Consider the following 17,042-nt stretch of genomic DNA (forward strand, 5'->3'; position numbering starts at 1 on the left):
GCTGCGCTCGCAATGACGATGTGGAAAGAGCGCGCCTCTCCCCGCACGCGGGGAGAGGCAAAGAGCATCACTTCTGCGGCAGGTTGACTCGCACATGCAGCTCGCGGAGCTGCTTTGTCGTCGCTTCCGACGGCGCGCCCATCAACAGATCCATCGCCTGCTGGTTCATCGGGAACAGCGAGATCTCGCGCAGATTGGTGGTGCCGCAGAGCAGCATCACGATGCGGTCGACACCCGCGGCCATGCCGCCATGCGGCGGGGCGCCGTACTGGAAGGCGCGGTACATGCCGCCGAAGCGGTCGACCACTTCCTGCTCGCCATAGCCCGCGATCTCGAACGCCTTCACCATCGCTTCCGGCACATGGTTGCGGATGCCGCCCGAGGCGATCTCGTAGCCGTTGCAGGTGATGTCGTACTGGAACGCCTTGATGGTCAGCGGGTCCTGGCCCTTCAGCGCTTCGAGACCGCCCTGCGGCATCGAGAACGGGTTGTGCGAGAAGTCGACCTTCTTGTCGTCCTCGTTGTACTCGTACATCGGGAAGTCGACGATCCAGGCGAGCTCGAACCGCTCCTTGTCGGTGAGGTTCAATTCCTCGCCGACCTTGTTGCGGGCAAGGCCGGAGAACTTCCAGAACTTATCAGGATCGCCGGCGACGAAGAAGGCGGCATCGCCCGCCTTTAGCCCCAACTGCGCGCGAATCGCTTCTGTACGCTCCGCACCGATATTGTTCGCGAGCGGCCCTGCGCCTTGGAGGGTCTTGATGGCCTCGATGACCTTACCTTCCTTGGCTAAGGCGGTAGCCTTGTCGGCCGTGGCCTTTTCGTCTGCTTTGGACACATCCAAGGTATCTTCGCCGCCACGCCACATGATGTAACCGAGGCCGGGCTGGCCCTCGCCCTGCGCCCACGAGTTCATGCGGTCGCAGAACGCGCGGCTGCCGCCGCCCGCGGCCGGGATCGCCCAGACCTGGTTCTTGGGGTCCTCGAGCATGCGCGCGAACACCTTGAAGCCGGAGCCGCGGAAGTGCTCGGAGACGTCCTGCATCTCGATCGGGTTGCGCAAATCGGGCTTGTCGCTGCCGTACTTGCGCAGCGCCTCGGCGAATGGAATGCGGCGCCAGTTCTTGCTCACCGGCTTGCCCTTGGCGAACTCCTCGAACACGCCGGTGATGACGGGCTCCATGGCCGCAAAGACGTCTTCCTGCGTGACAAAGCTCATCTCGACGTCGAGCTGGTAGAACTCGCCGGGCAGACGGTCGGCGCGCGGGTCCTCGTCGCGGAAGCAGGGCGCGATCTGGAAGTAGCGGTCGAAGCCCGACATCATCAGCAGCTGCTTGTACTGCTGCGGCGCCTGCGGCAGCGCGTAGAACTTGCCGGGATGGATGCGCGAGGGCACCAGGAAGTCGCGCGCGCCTTCCGGCGAGGACGCGGTCAGGATCGGCGTGTTGAACTCGAAGAAGCCCTGCCCCTCCATGCGCCGGCGCATCGACTTGATGATCTCGACGCGCGTCATGATGTTCTGGTGCAGTTTCTCGCGACGCAGGTCCAGGAAGCGATATTTGAGCCTGATGTCTTCGGGATATTCCTGGTCGCCAAACACCGGCAGCGGCAGGTCGCCGGCGGGTCCCAGCACCTCGATCTCGCTGACATAGATCTCGATCTTGCCGGTCGGCAGATCGTCATTGTCGGTGCCTTCGGGGCGGCGGCGGACCTTGCCGTCCATCTTGACCACGAATTCCGAGCGCAGCTTTTCGGCCAGCGAGAATGCCGGCGAGTCCGGGTCGACCACGCATTGGGTCAGGCCGTAATGGTCGCGCAGGTCGATGAACAGCACGCCGCCATGGTCGCGAACGCGATGGACCCAGCCCGAGAGGCGGATGGTCTCGCCGATGTTGCTCTCGCGGAGCGCGCCGCATGTATGTGACCGGTAGCGATGCATGGTCGTCCCAAAATCAATGTCGGAGGAAGCGAATCGGACGGCCTGAAACGACCGGTCCGAAGTTGCGGCAGGGTTTACCCGACGAGGCCCAAAGCAGCAACCCGAGGCGGCAACCAAGGAACGGCCCGATTTGGGCTGGAAGCGCCCATTTTTGGCTAATCGGGGCCGGAGCCTTTGCCGATGACCGTTCCAGCCCTATCTTGAGGCCATGACGGTCCATTTCCCCTTCCAGAACTCGTATTCGGCGCTGCCGGACAGCTTCTTTGCCCGCGTCGCGCCGACCCCGGTCGCCGCGCCCCGGCTGATCAAGCTGAACCGGCCGCTGGCGGTCCAGCTCGGGCTGGACCCGGACCTTTTGGAGACCCCGGAGGGCGCCGAGATCCTGGCCGGCAAGACGGTTCCCGCCGGGGCCGATCCCATCGCCATGGCCTATGCCGGCCACCAGTTCGGGCAATTCGTGCCCCAGCTCGGCGACGGCCGCGCCATCCTGCTCGGCGAGGTCATCGACAGGGACGGCGTCCGCCGCGACATCCAACTCAAGGGAAGCGGCCCCACCCCGTTCTCCCGCCGCGGCGACGGACGTGCCGCGCTTGGGCCGGTCTTGCGCGAATACATCGTCAGCGAAGCGATGTATGCGCTGGGCATCCCGACCACGCGCTCGCTTGCCGCCGTCGTCACCGGCGAGCACGTCATCCGCGAGACCGCGCTGCCGGGCGCGGTGCTGACCCGCATCGCCTCCAGCCACATCCGCGTCGGCACCTTCCAGTTCTTTGCCGTCCGCCGCGATACCGAGGCGATCCGCCGGCTCGCCGATCACGTCATCGTCAGGCACTACCCTGATCTACTCCACGTGGAGCAGCCCTATCACGCGCTGCTCGGTGCCGTCGTCGCACGCCAGGCCGACCTCATCGCGCGCTGGCTGCTGGTCGGCTTCATCCACGGCGTGATGAACACCGACAATAGCTCCATCTCGGGCGAGACCATCGATTACGGCCCCTGCGCCTTCATGGATGCCTACAATCCCGCGCAGGTGTTTTCCTCGATCGACGAGATGGGCCGTTACGCCTATGCCAACCAGCCGCGCATCGGCTTGTGGAATCTGACGCGCCTCGCCGAATGCCTGCTGCCGCTGTTCTCGGACGATCAGGAGAAGGCCGTCGCGGAAGCCCAGGACATCCTGGGCGCCTTCGCCGAAACATTCAGTGCCGCCTATCAGGCCGGCCTGCGCAAAAAGGTCGGCCTGTTCACGGAGCATGACGGCGACGAGGCGCTGATCCAGGACCTGCTCGACGCCATGGCCAAGAACCAGGCCGACTTCACCCTCACCTTCCGCAAGCTTGGTGACGCCGCAGGCGACGACGGCGCCGACGTGCGCGCGCAGTTCATGGAGCCCGGCGCGTTCGACGAGTGGGCTGGGCGCTGGCGCGAGCGTATTGCCCTGGAGCCGCAATCCGCCGCCGAGCGGCAAGCCGCGATGCACGCCGTCAATCCGATCTTCATCCCGCGCAACCACCGCGTCGAGGCCGTGATCCAGGCCGCGGTGAACAACGACGACTACGCGCCGTTCGAGGAGCTGGTGAAGGTGCTGGCGAAGCCGTACGAGGATCAGCCGCAGTATGCGGCCTACGCCGATCCGCCGTTGCCGGACCAGCGGGTGTTGCAGACGTTCTGCGGGACTTGAGGCAGGCTCGGTGCGTAGGGTGGATTAGCCCGCGGCTGCGCGAAGCGCAGTCCGCAGGCGTAATCCACCACTTCTCTCAACACCCGGAAAGTAAAGAGGTGGATCACGCTTCGCTTATCCACCCTACGAGCCGACACGACCGCTACGCGCGCTCGCCAACCTCGCCTATGGACTTCGTATCACCGCCCCAATCCTCCGGAAATAACCCCGCGCGGACATCGCGATGAAACGACGAATAAGGCCAATCACGCACTTTCGAGACGCGCCCGTGTTTGACGGGATTGTAGTAGCAATACTCGATATGGCGCGCGTAGTCCGCCTCGTCACGGATCAAATGCTCCCAGAAACGGCGTTGCCAGATACCGCGTTCGTCCCTTGCGGCACGAACTGCGCTCAGCCGCTCATTGGCCGGTAGGGCTTTCGCGAAACGTGCCTTGATCAACCGCCAACGCACCGAAAAATTGGCATCGCCCGGCGGCAGCTTCCAGATCGCGTGGAGATGATCCGGCAGAACCACGAAAGCATCGATCTCGAAGGGATAGCTCCGGCGCGTTGCGGCGACTGCGTCCCGCAAGCTCTCGATCTCGTCGGTCAAAAGAGATTTCCGCCGATCAAGCAGATTCACGGTGAAGAACCAGCATCCTCCGGGAACGAATGCGCGGCGGTAGTCAGGCATGAACTATCGATAGCACAACTTGAAGTTGGCTCACAGCGGTGGATTACGCCTTCGGCTAATCCACCCTACGGCCTTGGCCGTTGTGGACGCGGGAACCACTGTCATCAAACTGAAACACACGCGCTCTAACGGGCTGGCAGCGCCGTCTTGCCGGAGGCGCCCATCCTCCAACCGTCCCGACAAAGCGCGCCATGTCCTTCAAATTCATCCACATCACCGACACGCATCTCGCGAACCCGGGACTGAAGCTCTATGGCCTCGATCCGCGCGCCCGGCTGGATGCGGCGATCGCCGACATCAACAAGCACCAGTCCGATGCTGCGTTTGCGGTCGTGACCGGCGACCTCACCCATTGGGGCGAACCTGAATCCTACGCCAATTTCGCCGAGGCGATGGCCGCGCTGAAAATTCCGTACATCGCCATGGTCGGCAATCACGACAAGCGGGTGACCTGTCTCGACAGCCTGAAAGCCGCGCCGCGCGATGCCAACGGCTTCGTGCAGGGCACGCGCACCACCGAGCACGGCCTGTTCGTGTTCCTGGACACGCTGGACGAGACCAGCCACGCCGGCGAGATGTGCGAGAGGCGCCTCGGCTGGCTCGCGAGCACGCTGGCTGCCGCGCCGGCGGACCAGCAATTCGTGGTGTTCATGCATCATCCGCCGTTCCCGGTCGGCGTCCATGCGATGGACGAGATCGCGCTGAAGCAGAGCGCCGAATTCGCGGAGGTCATCGCGCCCTATCGCTCGCGCATCCGCCATCTCTTCTTCGGCCACGTGCACCGGCCGATCTTCGGCAGCTACGGCAAGATCCCGTTCTCGACGCTGCGCGGCACCAACCACCAGGTCTGGTTCGAGCTCGACGCTGCCGCGACCGACCATCTCGCCAGCCACGAGCCGCCGGCCTATGGCGTCGTGCTGATCGACGGGGAGAACCTCGTCGTGCACAGCCACGACTTCCTCGACACCAGTCTGCGCTTCCCCTTCGAGCCACCGGCAGGAGTGGATGGCCGCGACTATGCGCTCAATTTCCCGGCGCGATGAGATGAGCCTCGCTGAACCCGCGGCTCTCCCGGTCGCGACGTCGGCGGCAACGCGTCTGCACGTCCTGAAGCGGTTTTCGAGCCGCCTCAAAGCCTCGCTGCCTGCCTATCTGCTGCTGTTGCCCTCGCTGGTGTTCCTCGCGCTGTTCACCTATGGCGCGATGGGACGCGTCCTCATCGACGCGCTCTATCAGCGCGCCACGCCCAAGGCGCCGGTGCGGTTCGTCGGCCTCGACAATATCAGCGCGGTGCTCGCCGACCCCGCCTTCACCGGCGCCGTCGTCAACAATCTGATCTACGCCGTCGGCACGGCGGTCCCGAGCATCGGACTTGCGCTGTTGTTCGCGCTGGCGCTGACGCGCACCCATGCCGTGAACAGCGCGCTACGCGCGGCGCTGTTCCTGCCGGTGCTGATCCCGATGGTCGCGGCATCCGCGCTGTTCCTGTTCATCTTCCTGCCCAATGTCGGCCTGCTCGATTATTACATCGGCCGGCTGCTGCCGGTGCTGCCGAACTGGCTCGGCGATCCCGACATCGCGCTCTATGCGATCATGATCATCACGATCTGGAAAAACGCCGGCTATTACATGCTGTTCTTCCTCGCCGGCCTGCAGGCCGTGCCCGAGGATGTGATGGAGGCGGCGCACCTCGACGGCGCGGGGCCCAATCAGCGGTTTCGCCACATCATCCTGCCGGAGCTCAAGCCCACCTTCCTGTTCGTCACCGTCATCGCGATCCTCAACGCGGTGACGCAGGTCGACCACGTCTTCGTCATGACCCAGGGCGGGCCGTCCAACTCGACCAATCTCGTGCTGTTCTACATCTACCAGCAGGCGGTCGAGCACTACGACGTCGGCAAGGCCTCGGCGGCGACGCTGCTGACGCTCGCCGCGCTGATGGGACTCACCGCGCTGTCCTTCCGCACCATGGCGAACCGCGAGGGCGGGCCATGAAACTGATCGATGCGCTCTGGAAGGATGCACCGCTCGCCACCCGCGGCGAGATCACGCCCAAGCTCGGCTTCCTCCTGACCGTGCTGCTCGCGATCGTCTGGCTGATCCCGTTCCTGTGGATGGGCGTGGCAACGCTGCGCCCCGCCTCGGACGGCATCAACGCCATGGCCGAGCTGATGCCGAGCCTGAAGCCCACGCTCGACAATATCAGGGATGCCTGGGAGATCGGCGATTTCCCGCGCTACACCCTCAACACCACGATCATCTGCACCGGCATCCTCCTGGTGCAGTTCTTCACGATCACGCTGGCAGGCTTTGCCTTCGCCCGCCTGAACTTCGCCGGCAAGACGCTGATCTTCTACCTGTTCCTGATGCAGCTGATGCTGGTGCCGGTGCTGCTGATCGTGCCCAACCTGAAGCTCGTCGCGCAGCTCGGCCTCTACGACACGCTCGCCGGCGTGATGATGCCGTTCTTCGCTTCGGCCTTCGGCACCTTCCTGATGCGCCAGGCGTTCGAGGCGATCCCGACTGAGCTCGAAGACGCAGCGCTGATCGACGGTGCCAGCCTGTTCCAGCGCATTCGCCACATCTACGTGCCGCTGTCGATGCCGAGCTTCTCCGCGTTCGCCATCATCTCCGTGACCAGCCACTGGAACGACTTCCTGTGGCCGCTGATGGTGATCAATTCGCCCGACAAGCGGCCGCTCACGGTCGGTCTCTCGGTGTTCACCAAGACCGCCGAAGGCACGCAAGCCTGGGGCACCATCGCCGCAGGCACGCTCATGGTGATCGCGCCGCTGCTCGTCACCTTCCTGATCTTCCAGAAGCGCTTCATCAGCTCTTTCGTCACCTCAGGCATCAAATAGGAGATTTTCCGATGCTGTTCTCCCGCAGGCTCATGCTTGGCCTTGCCATGGCAGGCTCCATGGCAGGCGCCCTCACCTTCCCGGCGCTCGCCGGCGAAGGTCCGACCGAGATCGATTTGTTCTTTCCCGTTCCCGTCGACGGCAAGCTCGCCCGCGACATGGGCACCTTGATCAAGGAGTTCAACGAGACCCATCCCGCGATCAAGGCGACCGCCGTTTACACCGGCTCCTATGACGACACGCTGATCAAGACGCGCGCGTCGATCAAGGCCGGCAAGCCGCCGGCTGCCGTGATCATGTCGGCGAACTTCCTGCTCGACATGCAGATCGAGAACGAGCTCACCAATCTCGACAGCCTGATCGCCGCCGACGGCACCACCAAGGATCAGTTCCTCGGCCAGTTCTTCCCGGCGCTGCAGGGCAATGCGGTGATCAACCGCTCGGTCTACGGCGTGCCCTTCCACAATTCGACGCCGCTGCTCTACATCAATGCCGACAAGGCCAAGGAAGCCGGCCTTGATCCGAACAAGCCGCCGCAGACCTGGGCCGAGCTCACCGACTGGGCCAAGAAGCTCACCAAGCGCGAGGGTGACAAGGTGACCCAGTGGGGCATCGCGATCCCCTGCGCCTACGACTATTGCGGCTGGATGATGGAAACGCTCACCATGAGCAATGGCGGGCGCTACTACAACGAGGAGTTCGGCGGCGAGGTCTATTACGACACGCCGTCGATGCTGGGCGCGCTGACCTGGTGGAACGACCTCGTCGCCAAGCACAAGGTCCATCCGCCCGGCGCGACGCCCGGCCCTGCCGTCAGCACCTCCTTCATCTCCGGCAACGCCGCGATGATGATGCTCTCGACGGGCTCGCTGACCTACGTGCGCGACAACGCCAAGTTCGCCTACAAGGTCGCCTTCATCCCGCGCAACGTCCGCAACGCCGTGCCGATCGGCGGCGCCTCGCTGATCGTTCCGGCCGGCCAGGAAGCCGACAAGCAGAAGGCCGCCTGGACGCTGATCAAGTGGATGACCTCGCCCGAGAAGAGCGGCTGGTGGAGCCGCGCGACAGGCTATTTCGCGCCCAACATCGCCGCCTACAAGACGCCAGAGATGGTCGACTTCCTGGGCAAGAACCCGGACGCCAAGACCGCCGTCGAGCAGCTCGACGTCGCAAAGCCCTGGTTCGCCACCTACAAGACCGTCCCGGTTCGCAAGAACCTCGAGGACGAGGTCATGCTGGTCCTCAACGGCAAGAAGCAGCCGAAGGAGGCCCTCGTCGCCGCCCAGAAGGCCGCCGACGAGACGCTCAAGCCGTACAACGCGGAGACCTCGCTGAAGCTGCCGTAAGGGGCTTTGGAGGGTGGATCAGCCCGCGGCTGCGCGAAAGCGCAGTCCGCGGGCGCAATCCACCGTACGCTTCGCTCTCGGAGCTACGGCGGACAAGTCGCTTTGCCCACCTTACGAAGCTGATCCACCCTACTGGCTCAGATCGTCACCACAATCTTGCCGAACTGCGTATTCGACTCCAGGAAGCGATGCGCCTCGACGATGTCCTCGAACCGGAACGTTCGGGCGATGATCGGCTTCAACGTGCCGTCCGCGAGCCCATCGAGGATGAAGGCCTTGGCCCGCTCGAGGCGCGCGGGATCGCCTGTGATCTCGTGCACGAGGTAGCCGCGCAGGACCAGGCTCTTGGTCAACACGTTGGGAAGCGGAAACGGCGTTGGCTCGCGGCTCAGTCCGCCATATTCGATCAGGATCCCGCCGGATGACATCGCCGCGGTCAGCGGCTCGAACGCAGGGCCGCCGACCGCATCCAGCACCACACGGACGCCGTTTGAACCGGCGATCGCCTCCAGCCGCGCGCGGATGTCTTCTTCATCCGAGACGACGATGTGGGCAGCGCCGGCATCGAGCAAGGCCTGCCGCTTGGCCGAGGTCCGGGTCAGCGCGACCGGGATCGCGCCGATCCGGTTCGCGATCGGGATTGCAGCCAGCCCCACGCTGCTCGACGCCGCCGTAATGGCGACGACGTCCCCTCGCCCGAGCCGCGCGATGTGGACCAGCGCGCCATAAGCCGTCAGATATTGCATCCAGACCGCAGCGGCGGCCTCGAAGCCAAGCTCCCGCGGATGCTTCACGACGAGTTCGGCCGGAAACGTCGCAAGCTCGGCATAGGCCGGCCACCGCACCATCGACTGCGGCGGCACAATGCTGACGACATCACCAGGGGCAAAGCCCGAGACATCGTGGCCGATCGCCTCGACGATGCCCGCTGCCTCCAGACCTAGACCCGATGGAAATACCGCGGTCTCGATATAGATCCCGCTCCGGAGCAGGGCCTCCGCGCGGTTGAGGCCAAGCGCCCTGGCCCGGATCTGCACCTCGCCCCGTGCGGGCGGCGCGACATCGACCGTCTCGATGCGCAGCACTTCGGGTCCACCATGCCGGTGAAAGCGAACGACGCGGGCCATGGATACACTCCAAAACAGTTGAACTGAATGGAGCTATGCCGATCCCTGGGAAGTGGATAAATCGCCCAAGGAAACGAACAGTCGAAACCAGGAGTTTTCAATCATGGACCGCCTGACCAGCATGGCCGTGTTCGTCAAGGCCGTCGATCTCGGCTCGTTCGCGGCCGCAGCCGACGCCCTGGAGATGTCGGGGCCGATGGTCGGCAAGCATGTGCGCTTCCTCGAAGAGCGCCTCGGCGCACGCCTGCTCAACCGCACCACGCGGCGGCAGAGCCTGACCGATGCCGGCCAGGCCTATTACGAGCGCTGCCGTGCCGTGCTCAGCGAGGCTGAAGCGGCCGACGCCGTCGTTGCCGACGAAATGTCCGAGCCGCGCGGCAGGCTGCGCGTAACGATGCCCGCGCTGCTGGGGCGTCACTGCATCGCGCCCCTGTTGATGAAGCTGGCGCGCAAACATCCGCATATCGAGCTCGACCTCTCCTTCGGCGACCCGATCACTGACATCGTCGAGGCCGGCTATGACCTTGCGATCCGGACCGGTGATCTCGACGACCAGTCCGGCCTGATCACGCGGCGCATCGCAAGCCAGCGCATGGTGGTGTGTGGCGCGCGCTCGTATTTGCGAGCCAACGGCAAGCCGAAATCGATCGACGATCTCGCCGCGCACCAGGCGATCATCTATCGACGCTCCGGGCGCGTCCGGCCGTGGCTGTTCCCGCTGGAAGGCCAGCTTCCACACGAGATCATGCCATCGGGACGGCTGCGGCTCGACGATCTCGAAGCCATCGCTGATGCCGCCGCGCAAGGCATGGGCCTCGCCTGGCTGCCCTTTTGGCTGATCCGCGAACGCCTCGACACCGGCGCGCTGGTCGGTCTGCTCAGGGACGAGGGCGAATTCCTCTACGACTGCCACGCGCTGTGGCCCCGTTCGCCCCGGCTGTCGCCAAAGGTCCGCACCGCCGTGGACAGCCTCGCTGCGGCCCTGCCGAAGTTAATGACCTGACGGCGGGCCGCCGACCCATTAACTCCCCGTCCACCATCCGGCCCGGCCCGCCGGCGGTAACCATTGGAATTAACAGACCCTCAACGCGCACCCGACAAATCTATCAATGTTTCTGGAGATTTCGCCGTGGATCTGTTGGTTTTCGAGTTCCTGGGGCTCGCCCTTGTCGCCATGTGCGTGGTCGTGGTGGCGCTGCCCTGCGCCCGCAAATCCTCGCACCGGATCCGCTACGAATAGGAATTTCGTCGGAAAGAGCCGATTCCGGCCCGATGCAAGGCTCGAATTCGCTCCAAGGCCCTTGACATCACAGCACTTTCGGCAGAACGGCTGATGTCAAGTGTCATGGGCCGTTCATGGATTTGATTACCACCACCGCTGACCTCGCGGCTGCCTGCAGCCGGCTGGCCAAGCACCCCGTCATCACCGTCGATACCGAGTTCCTGCGCGAAACCACCTATTACCCGCTGCTATGCGTGGTGCAGATGGCCAGCGCCGAGGAAGCCGTGGTCATTGACGCCCTCGCCCCGGGCATCGACCTCAAGCCGTTCTTCGAACTAATGGCCAATGAGGGCGTGCTGAAGGTCTTCCACGCCGCCCGGCAGGACATCGAGATCATCTGGCATCAGGCCAACATCATCCCGCACCCGGTGTTCGACACCCAGGTCGCCGCGATGGTGCTCGGCTACGGCGACAGCATCGCCTACGACCAGCTGGTCGAGAAGGTTACCGGCCACCGCCCCGACAAGACCCACCGCTTCACCGACTGGTCGCGCCGGCCGCTGACCAAGGAGCAGATGCACTACGCGGTCTCCGACGTCACCCATCTGCGCGACGTCTTCGCCGCGCTCGATGCCGACCTCAAGAAGCGCCGCCGCAGCGAATGGGTCTCGATCGAGATGGAGATCCTGACCTCGCCGCGCACTTACGACTTCCACCCCGAGCGCGCCTGGGAGCGGCTGAAGACGCGCGTGCGCAAGCCCAAAGACCTCGCCGTCCTGATGGAGGTCGCCGCCTGGCGCGAGCAGGAGGCACAGAGCCGTGACGTGCCGCGCGGCCGCGTGCTGCGCGACGAGGCGATCACCGACATCGCCACCCACGCGCCGAACACGCTGGAGAAGCTCGCCCATCTGCGCTCGGTGCCGAAAGGCTTCGAGAAGTCGAAATGGGGCGCGGACATCGTCGCCGCGGTCGAGCGCGGGCTGGCGCGGGATTTCGCGACGCTGCCGAAGCTGGAAAAGCCGCGCAACAATTCCAACGGCGCGGCCATCGTCGAGCTTTTGAAGGTGTTGCTGCGCATGACCGCCGAGCGCCATGCGGTGGCGAGCAAGGTGATCGCGACGGTCGACGACCTCGAAGAGATCGCGGCCAGTGACGAAGCCGATGTGCCCGCCTTGCGCGGCTGGCGCCGCGAGCTGTTCGGCGAGGCCGCACTGAAACTCAAGCGCGGCGAGCTGGCGCTGGCGATCGAGAAGGGCCGCGTGATCGGGGTTCAGCGGGCGTAGCTTCCCCAATGTCGTCCTGGCGAAAGCCAGGACCCATTACCCCAGGGAGGCGTTTGGCGAAGACTCGCCGTCCGGTACTTCTACCAACTCCACAGATAGATCACGCGGTATGGGTCCTGGCTTTCGCCAGGACGACACCGGTGGATGTGGCCGGCTGCTCCGGCCACACTGACACACTCGACCCTTACGCCGGCGTCAGCTTCGCCACTTCCGCCTTCATGTCGTTCAGCACGCCGGCGATCGCGGTGACCAGATCGTCGATCTGGGCCTTGGTCGTGATCAGCGGCGGACAGATGGCGATGGCATCCAGCATGTTCCGGGAGATCACGCCGCGCTCCTGCAGCATGCGGCTGGCGATGCCGCCGACCGCGCCGGGCGTTGCCGCCGCGGTCTTGCGACCCTTGTCGAGCACGAGCTCGAGCGCTGCGATCATGCCGACGCCGCGGACCTCGCCGACCAGCGGGTGGCTGGTGAGCTCACGCAGCTTGCCCTGCATGTAGCCGCCGAGCTCGGCGGCATGCGCGACCAGGCCGCGCTCCTCGATGATCTTGAGGTTCTCGAGCGCGATCGCCGAGCCGACCGGATGGCCGCCCGCGGTGAAACCGTGGCCGAGCACGCCGATCTTGTTGCTCTCGTCCGCGATCGGCTCGAACATGCGGTCGTTCATCATGATCGCCGACAGCGGGAAATAGCTCGAGGTGATCTGCTTGGAGACCACCATCGCGTCGGGCTTGATGCCGTAGGTCTCGCAGCCGAACATCTTGCCGGTGCGGCCGAAGCCGCAGATCACCTCGTCGGCGACCAGCAGGATGTCGTACTTCTTGAGGACCGCCTGGATCTTGTCCCAATAGGTCGCCGGCGGCACGATGACGCCGCCCGCTCCCATCACCGGCTCGCCGAAGAACGCGGCGATCGTGTCCGGGCCTTCCTTCTGGATCAGCGCATCGAGCTCCTCGGCCCGGCGCGTGGCGAACGCTTCCTCGCTCTCGCCGGGCGCACCGTCCTTGTAGAAGTGCGGCGAGCCCGTGTGCAGGATGTTCGGCAGCGGCAGGTCGAACGAGCGGTGGTTGTTCGGAAGACCGGTGAGGCTGGCGGACGCGACGGTGACGCCATGATAGGCGCGCAGGCGGCTGATGATCTTTTTGCGCTGGGGCTGGCCGAGCGCATTGGAGCGATAAGCGATCAGCTTCAGCACGGTGTCGTTGGCTTCCGAGCCGGAATTGGTGAAGAACACCTTGCTCATCGGCACAGGCGCGAGCGCCACCAGCTTCTCGGCGAGATCGATCGAGGGTCCGTGCGATTTGGCGGAGAACGTGTGATAGAACGGCAGCGCCTGCATCTGCTTGTGCGCCGCCTCGACCAGACGCTTCTCGTTGAAGCCGAGCCCGACGCTCCACAGGCCCGCCATCGCCTCGAAATAGCGCTTGCCCGCCGCATCGAACACGTAAGGCCCCTCGCCGCGCTCGATCACCAGGGGACCGGCCTGCTGATGGGTGCGCGCGTTGGTGTAGGGATGGAGCTGGTAGGCTACATCCCGGGCCTCTTGCGAATTGGGCAGCATGGACATTTGCGAAATCCTTCGAATAGTCGCGTCGCCGGGCGCGGCCAGCTTCGTCTCGTGATGATCGAATTACTTGGCTATTGCGACGAGGCAAAACTTGCAACGCCAATTCGTCGGCAGCAAGCGCTCAGCAGCGTTGCACAAAGCCGCACACAAGTAGCTTGCAGATTTGGCAGTTCTCAGGCCGCGCTGTCGTCATCGCCATCGTCTTCGGCGGCAGCCTCCCTCACCTCGACGAGCGCCATCGAAAGCAGATAGACCGTCGTGGGCAAGCCGATGCGGCGCGCCCTCTCGGCTGCGCGCGACAGCTCGCTCGCCAGCTCCTTGAGCTCTTCTCCCCGTGACAATGTCCCACCCCACCCGCCGACCGCGGCCGCCTACACCGCAACGGCGCCGCTGGTTTTGATCAGTTCGGCGCTGGACTGGATTGTAGCAAAATTTCCGACAACATTCACCACCGCCTGCTTATAGGCGGCGGCATCGCCCATGCCCGGCTGCCGGCAGGCCACGGCGTCGGCTGCCACCTGGTAGCGATGGCTGCGGTGAAACCCGTCGACGGCGGTGGCCAGGATGGTTTCGTCCAGCGAGAAGCCGATCAGCACGCAGCGGGCATTGCGGATATTGGACATGTAGTCCACAAACCGCGACGAGCTGTAGGCCGAGGGGAGCGGATGCTCGAACGTCATCTCGCCCGGCCGCGGCTTCGCCTCGGCGATCCAATCGGTCAGCCTCGATGCCGGATTGAACCAGGCGGCCTGGGCAATGCGCTTCAGATGCATCACGGGCCAGAGCTTGTCGCGCCATAGCGCCAGGAGTTCCAGGCAGCGCATGGTGGCCACCTCGCCGTCGAGGATGACGTGGCGCCGCCCGGGGGTCAGATATTCGACCTGGAGATCCGCACAGATCAGGATCGGCGGGTCGTCGGTGATGGAAGCCAGCATTGTCTTGCGTTTGGCTGCACCAGTTTCAGCGATCGGCGAGTGCGAGGTCTCGCAGCGGCGAGGTCACCGCCCGCCCCGCCGAGGCGTCGAGCACGCCCGGCCGGTCCCAATCGCCCTCGGGACGGATAATCACGTAAGGATCGCTGTCCAGCGTGATGGCGTCCGGCCCGGGCTCGATCTCGAGCAGCATCTCCGTGTAGGAGAAATCCGAGAAGGTGATCTTGCGGTTGTGGCCGAGCGGCTTGGCGCCGAAATGGGCCCAGAAATCGACCAGCCGGTCCTGCGCCTGGCCGTAGATCTTGCGAAAGCCCTTGCGCTTCACATAGTCGACGCTCGCCTGCACCAGCTTGAAGGAGACGCGCGAGCGCCGGTATTGGTGCCGCACCGCGAGCCGCTCGACCTTGGCGAAATCGCCGAAGAAGCGCACCCGCAGGCAACCCGCGGGCTCGTTGCCGACATAGCCGATGAAATGCGCGGCGACCATGTCGTTGCCGTCGAACTCCTCCTCGAACGGACAATCCTGCTCGGCAAGATAGACCGCCGAGCGGATGGCGGTGACCAGCATGAGATCGCCGGGATCGCGCGCGAGGCGGATGGTGATGGCGCGAGAGTCGGGCTTGGCGAGAGGAATCCTAGTGCCGTGCATCTGCAAAACTCCTTGCTTGGACGATCGCGCCCGGCATGTGCATCGGCTGCCGATGCCAGGGGCGTTCGTAGCACCACAGGTCGGGTTGGAAGCTCGGGACCGGCTCGAATCCGGTCGCTTTCATGATGTCGCGTCCGGCCACGGTTGACGGCTGCGCATAGCAATCCGCGCCGCGAAATCTTAGCTGTCGCAGATGAGCCGCAGCCTTGCCGAGACCCGCGATGCCGCGCCCCGTCGCGGCGATCGCCCAGATATAGATCGCAGCAACGTCTTCCCGCGCGGAAGCGAGATAGTGCGTCTCGGGCGCGGTGAGGCAGATCTCGTCGAGCAGCAGCGCATCGTGTCCGCGGTCGTTGAGAAACAGGAAGGCCATGCCGCCGAGCAGACGGCCCTTCCGGCTGAATGTCAGGATGCTCTGGGGATCAAACGTGTAATATTTCGCAAGCTCCGCGGTCCCGATCTGCACGCCCGGCACCAGCCGGTGCGCCATCTCCGAAAGCGCCGCAATTTCGGAAAATTGCGCGCAGCGGACGTCGACCTCGGGACTGAGCGGCAGCGCGTCGAAATCATGCCTTGCGGCAAACGAGCCCCTTTCCATACCCAGATCGTCCCTCTATCGTTTGCGGCTTTCATGCCCCGCTACGACGAGCTTAGCGGTTGGGGATCAGGAGTATGCAGCAGTTATTGCACCGGGGTGCTGCGATGATGCAGCACCGTGAAGAAGCCCTGGGCGCGTCCTGGGATGATTTGAAGCTGTTTTTAGCGTGCGCAAAATATAAAAGTTTCCGCAACGCCGCCGAGGAGCTCGGTCTCACCTCCACGACGCTGATGCGCCGGATCGATCGGCTCGAAGAGAGCATCGGCTGCAAGCTGTTCCTGCGCGACCAGAGCGGGCTCACGCTCAGCGACGAAGGCACCGCGATGATTGCCGACGTCGCGCACATGGAGCGTCACGCCTTCAACGTCTTCCGCCGCGCCTCGCGCTCGTCGAACGATACGACAGGCACCGTGCGCGTCGCGGTGACGGAAGGTCCCGGCAATTTCTGGATCCTGCCGCGCCTGATCGATTTCCAGAAGACCTATCGCAAGATCACCGTCGACCTGCGCTGTGCCATGGAGCAGGCCGACGTCGCGCGGCTCGAATCCGATATCGCGATCCAGCTCGAGCCGCCGACCAATCCCGATCTGATCGTCGCCAAGCTCGGCCGCCTGCACATCTATCCCTTCGTCTCCAGGGAGTACGAGAAGCTTTACGGCCTGCCGGCAACGCTAGCCGATCTGCAGGACCATCGCATCATCAAGCAGAGCGCGCCGCAGGTCGACGATGGCGCCTACGCCCGCGTGCTCGGGCTGAAATCGCTCGAGGGCATCGTCGGCATCAAGACCAATTCGTCGGTCGGCGTACTCTATGCGGTGGAGCGCGGCGCCGGCATCGGCTTCCTGCCGACCGTGTCGATCGCGCTCGGCGCGCCGCTCGTTGCGGTCGATCTTGGCGTCAGCCACCACGCCGATCTCTGGCTCACCTATCACAGGGAGTTTCGCGCCTCCGAGCGCCACAAGATCGTGGTCGACTGGCTGAAGAAGATCTTCGATCCCAGGACCTATCCCTGCTTCCGCGACGAGTTCATCCATCCGGACGCGCTGGTGCCGATGATGACGGCCGCGCGCGAGGGGTTTGGATTGACCGGCTACGTCGCGGCAACGCCGACCTGAGCCCGCAGGGACCAATCCTTACGCTCGCCGCGCAAAGGGTTACCTT

Annotated in this window: 16 protein-coding genes; 8 read left to right on the forward strand and 8 right to left on the reverse strand. The window is 64.6% G+C overall.

The features are described 5' to 3' along the window. Positions 1-67: 67 nt before the first annotated feature. Entirely contained in the window at positions 68-1,939 is a 1,872-nt protein-coding gene (gene aspS, locus QA649_RS26205; protein ID WP_283019722.1) for an aspartate--tRNA ligase, read from the reverse strand. Between the two features lie 208 nt (positions 1,940-2,147). On the opposite strand from aspS, the gene QA649_RS26210 reads away from it, so the two are divergent. After that, complete coding sequence (locus QA649_RS26210; RefSeq protein ID WP_283019723.1) at positions 2,148-3,620, forward strand: protein adenylyltransferase SelO; 1,473 nt, start codon at positions 2,148-2,150, stop codon at positions 3,618-3,620. A gap of 142 nt (positions 3,621-3,762) precedes the next feature. Here QA649_RS26210 and QA649_RS26215 read toward each other — a convergent pair whose 3' ends face one another. Next, positions 3,763-4,296: a transposase gene (locus QA649_RS26215; protein WP_283019724.1), complete on the reverse strand. Its 534-nt coding sequence runs from the start codon at positions 4,294-4,296 to the stop codon at positions 3,763-3,765. Between the two features lie 191 nt (positions 4,297-4,487). Between QA649_RS26215 and QA649_RS26220 the strand changes: the two genes are divergently transcribed. The 4 genes from QA649_RS26220 to QA649_RS26235 are packed head-to-tail and all read left to right on the forward strand — an operon-like array spanning position 4,488 to position 8,503. Next, a complete protein-coding gene (locus QA649_RS26220) occupies positions 4,488-5,339 on the forward strand; it encodes a phosphodiesterase (protein ID WP_283019725.1) in 852 nt (283 codons plus the stop codon). A gap of 1 nt (position 5,340) precedes the next feature. Beyond that, positions 5,341-6,291 (forward strand): sugar ABC transporter permease, encoded by a 951-nt coding sequence (locus QA649_RS26225; protein WP_283019726.1) that lies wholly within the window; start codon positions 5,341-5,343, stop codon positions 6,289-6,291. Then, positions 6,288-7,157, forward strand: a complete 870-nt coding sequence (locus QA649_RS26230) for a carbohydrate ABC transporter permease (RefSeq protein ID WP_283019727.1) — start codon at positions 6,288-6,290, stop codon at positions 7,155-7,157. Before QA649_RS26225 ends, QA649_RS26230 begins: the two co-directional genes overlap by 4 nt. Positions 7,158-7,168: 11 nt before the next feature. Further along, positions 7,169-8,503 (forward strand): ABC transporter substrate-binding protein, encoded by a 1,335-nt coding sequence (locus tag QA649_RS26235; RefSeq protein ID WP_283019728.1) that lies wholly within the window; start codon positions 7,169-7,171, stop codon positions 8,501-8,503. 137 nt (positions 8,504-8,640) lie between these two features. Here QA649_RS26235 and QA649_RS26240 read toward each other — a convergent pair whose 3' ends face one another. Next, positions 8,641-9,630, reverse strand: a complete 990-nt coding sequence (locus QA649_RS26240; protein WP_283019729.1) for a zinc-dependent alcohol dehydrogenase family protein — start codon at positions 9,628-9,630, stop codon at positions 8,641-8,643. Between the two features lie 103 nt (positions 9,631-9,733). Between QA649_RS26240 and QA649_RS26245 the strand changes: the two genes are divergently transcribed. Next, positions 9,734-10,633, forward strand: coding sequence for a LysR family transcriptional regulator (locus QA649_RS26245; protein WP_283019730.1), 900 nt, complete (start codon positions 9,734-9,736; stop codon positions 10,631-10,633). Between the two features lie 353 nt (positions 10,634-10,986). Then, positions 10,987-12,135, forward strand: a complete 1,149-nt coding sequence (gene rnd / locus QA649_RS26250) for a ribonuclease D (RefSeq protein ID WP_283019731.1) — start codon at positions 10,987-10,989, stop codon at positions 12,133-12,135. Positions 12,136-12,319: 184 nt separating this feature from the next. Here rnd and QA649_RS26255 read toward each other — a convergent pair whose 3' ends face one another. The 5 genes from QA649_RS26255 to QA649_RS26275 all read right to left on the reverse strand — a co-directional run bounded on the left by QA649_RS26255 (position 12,320) and on the right by QA649_RS26275 (position 15,881). After that, on the reverse strand, positions 12,320-13,702 hold the full coding sequence (locus QA649_RS26255; RefSeq protein WP_283019732.1) for an aspartate aminotransferase family protein: 1,383 nt from the start codon (positions 13,700-13,702) through the stop codon (positions 12,320-12,322). Between the two features lie 173 nt (positions 13,703-13,875). Further along, positions 13,876-14,043: a hypothetical protein gene (locus QA649_RS26260; protein WP_283019733.1), complete on the reverse strand. Its 168-nt coding sequence runs from the start codon at positions 14,041-14,043 to the stop codon at positions 13,876-13,878. 30 nt (positions 14,044-14,073) lie between these two features. After that, positions 14,074-14,637 (reverse strand): isochorismatase family protein, encoded by a 564-nt coding sequence (locus QA649_RS26265; protein WP_283019734.1) that lies wholly within the window; start codon positions 14,635-14,637, stop codon positions 14,074-14,076. Positions 14,638-14,662: 25 nt separating this feature from the next. After that, complete coding sequence (locus tag QA649_RS26270; protein WP_211403002.1) at positions 14,663-15,283, reverse strand: GNAT family N-acetyltransferase; 621 nt, start codon at positions 15,281-15,283, stop codon at positions 14,663-14,665. Then, positions 15,270-15,881: a hypothetical protein gene (locus QA649_RS26275; protein WP_283019735.1), complete on the reverse strand. Its 612-nt coding sequence runs from the start codon at positions 15,879-15,881 to the stop codon at positions 15,270-15,272. The genes QA649_RS26270 and QA649_RS26275 overlap by 14 nt, the downstream gene beginning before the upstream one ends. Before the next feature lie 74 nt (positions 15,882-15,955). On the opposite strand from QA649_RS26275, the gene QA649_RS26280 reads away from it, so the two are divergent. Next, complete coding sequence (locus QA649_RS26280; RefSeq protein WP_018645419.1) at positions 15,956-16,996, forward strand: LysR family transcriptional regulator; 1,041 nt, start codon at positions 15,956-15,958, stop codon at positions 16,994-16,996. Positions 16,997-17,042: the final 46 nt, after the last annotated feature.

It is taken from the genome of Bradyrhizobium sp. CB1717, from assembly GCF_029714325.1.
GTDB lineage: Bacteria > Pseudomonadota > Alphaproteobacteria > Rhizobiales > Xanthobacteraceae > Bradyrhizobium.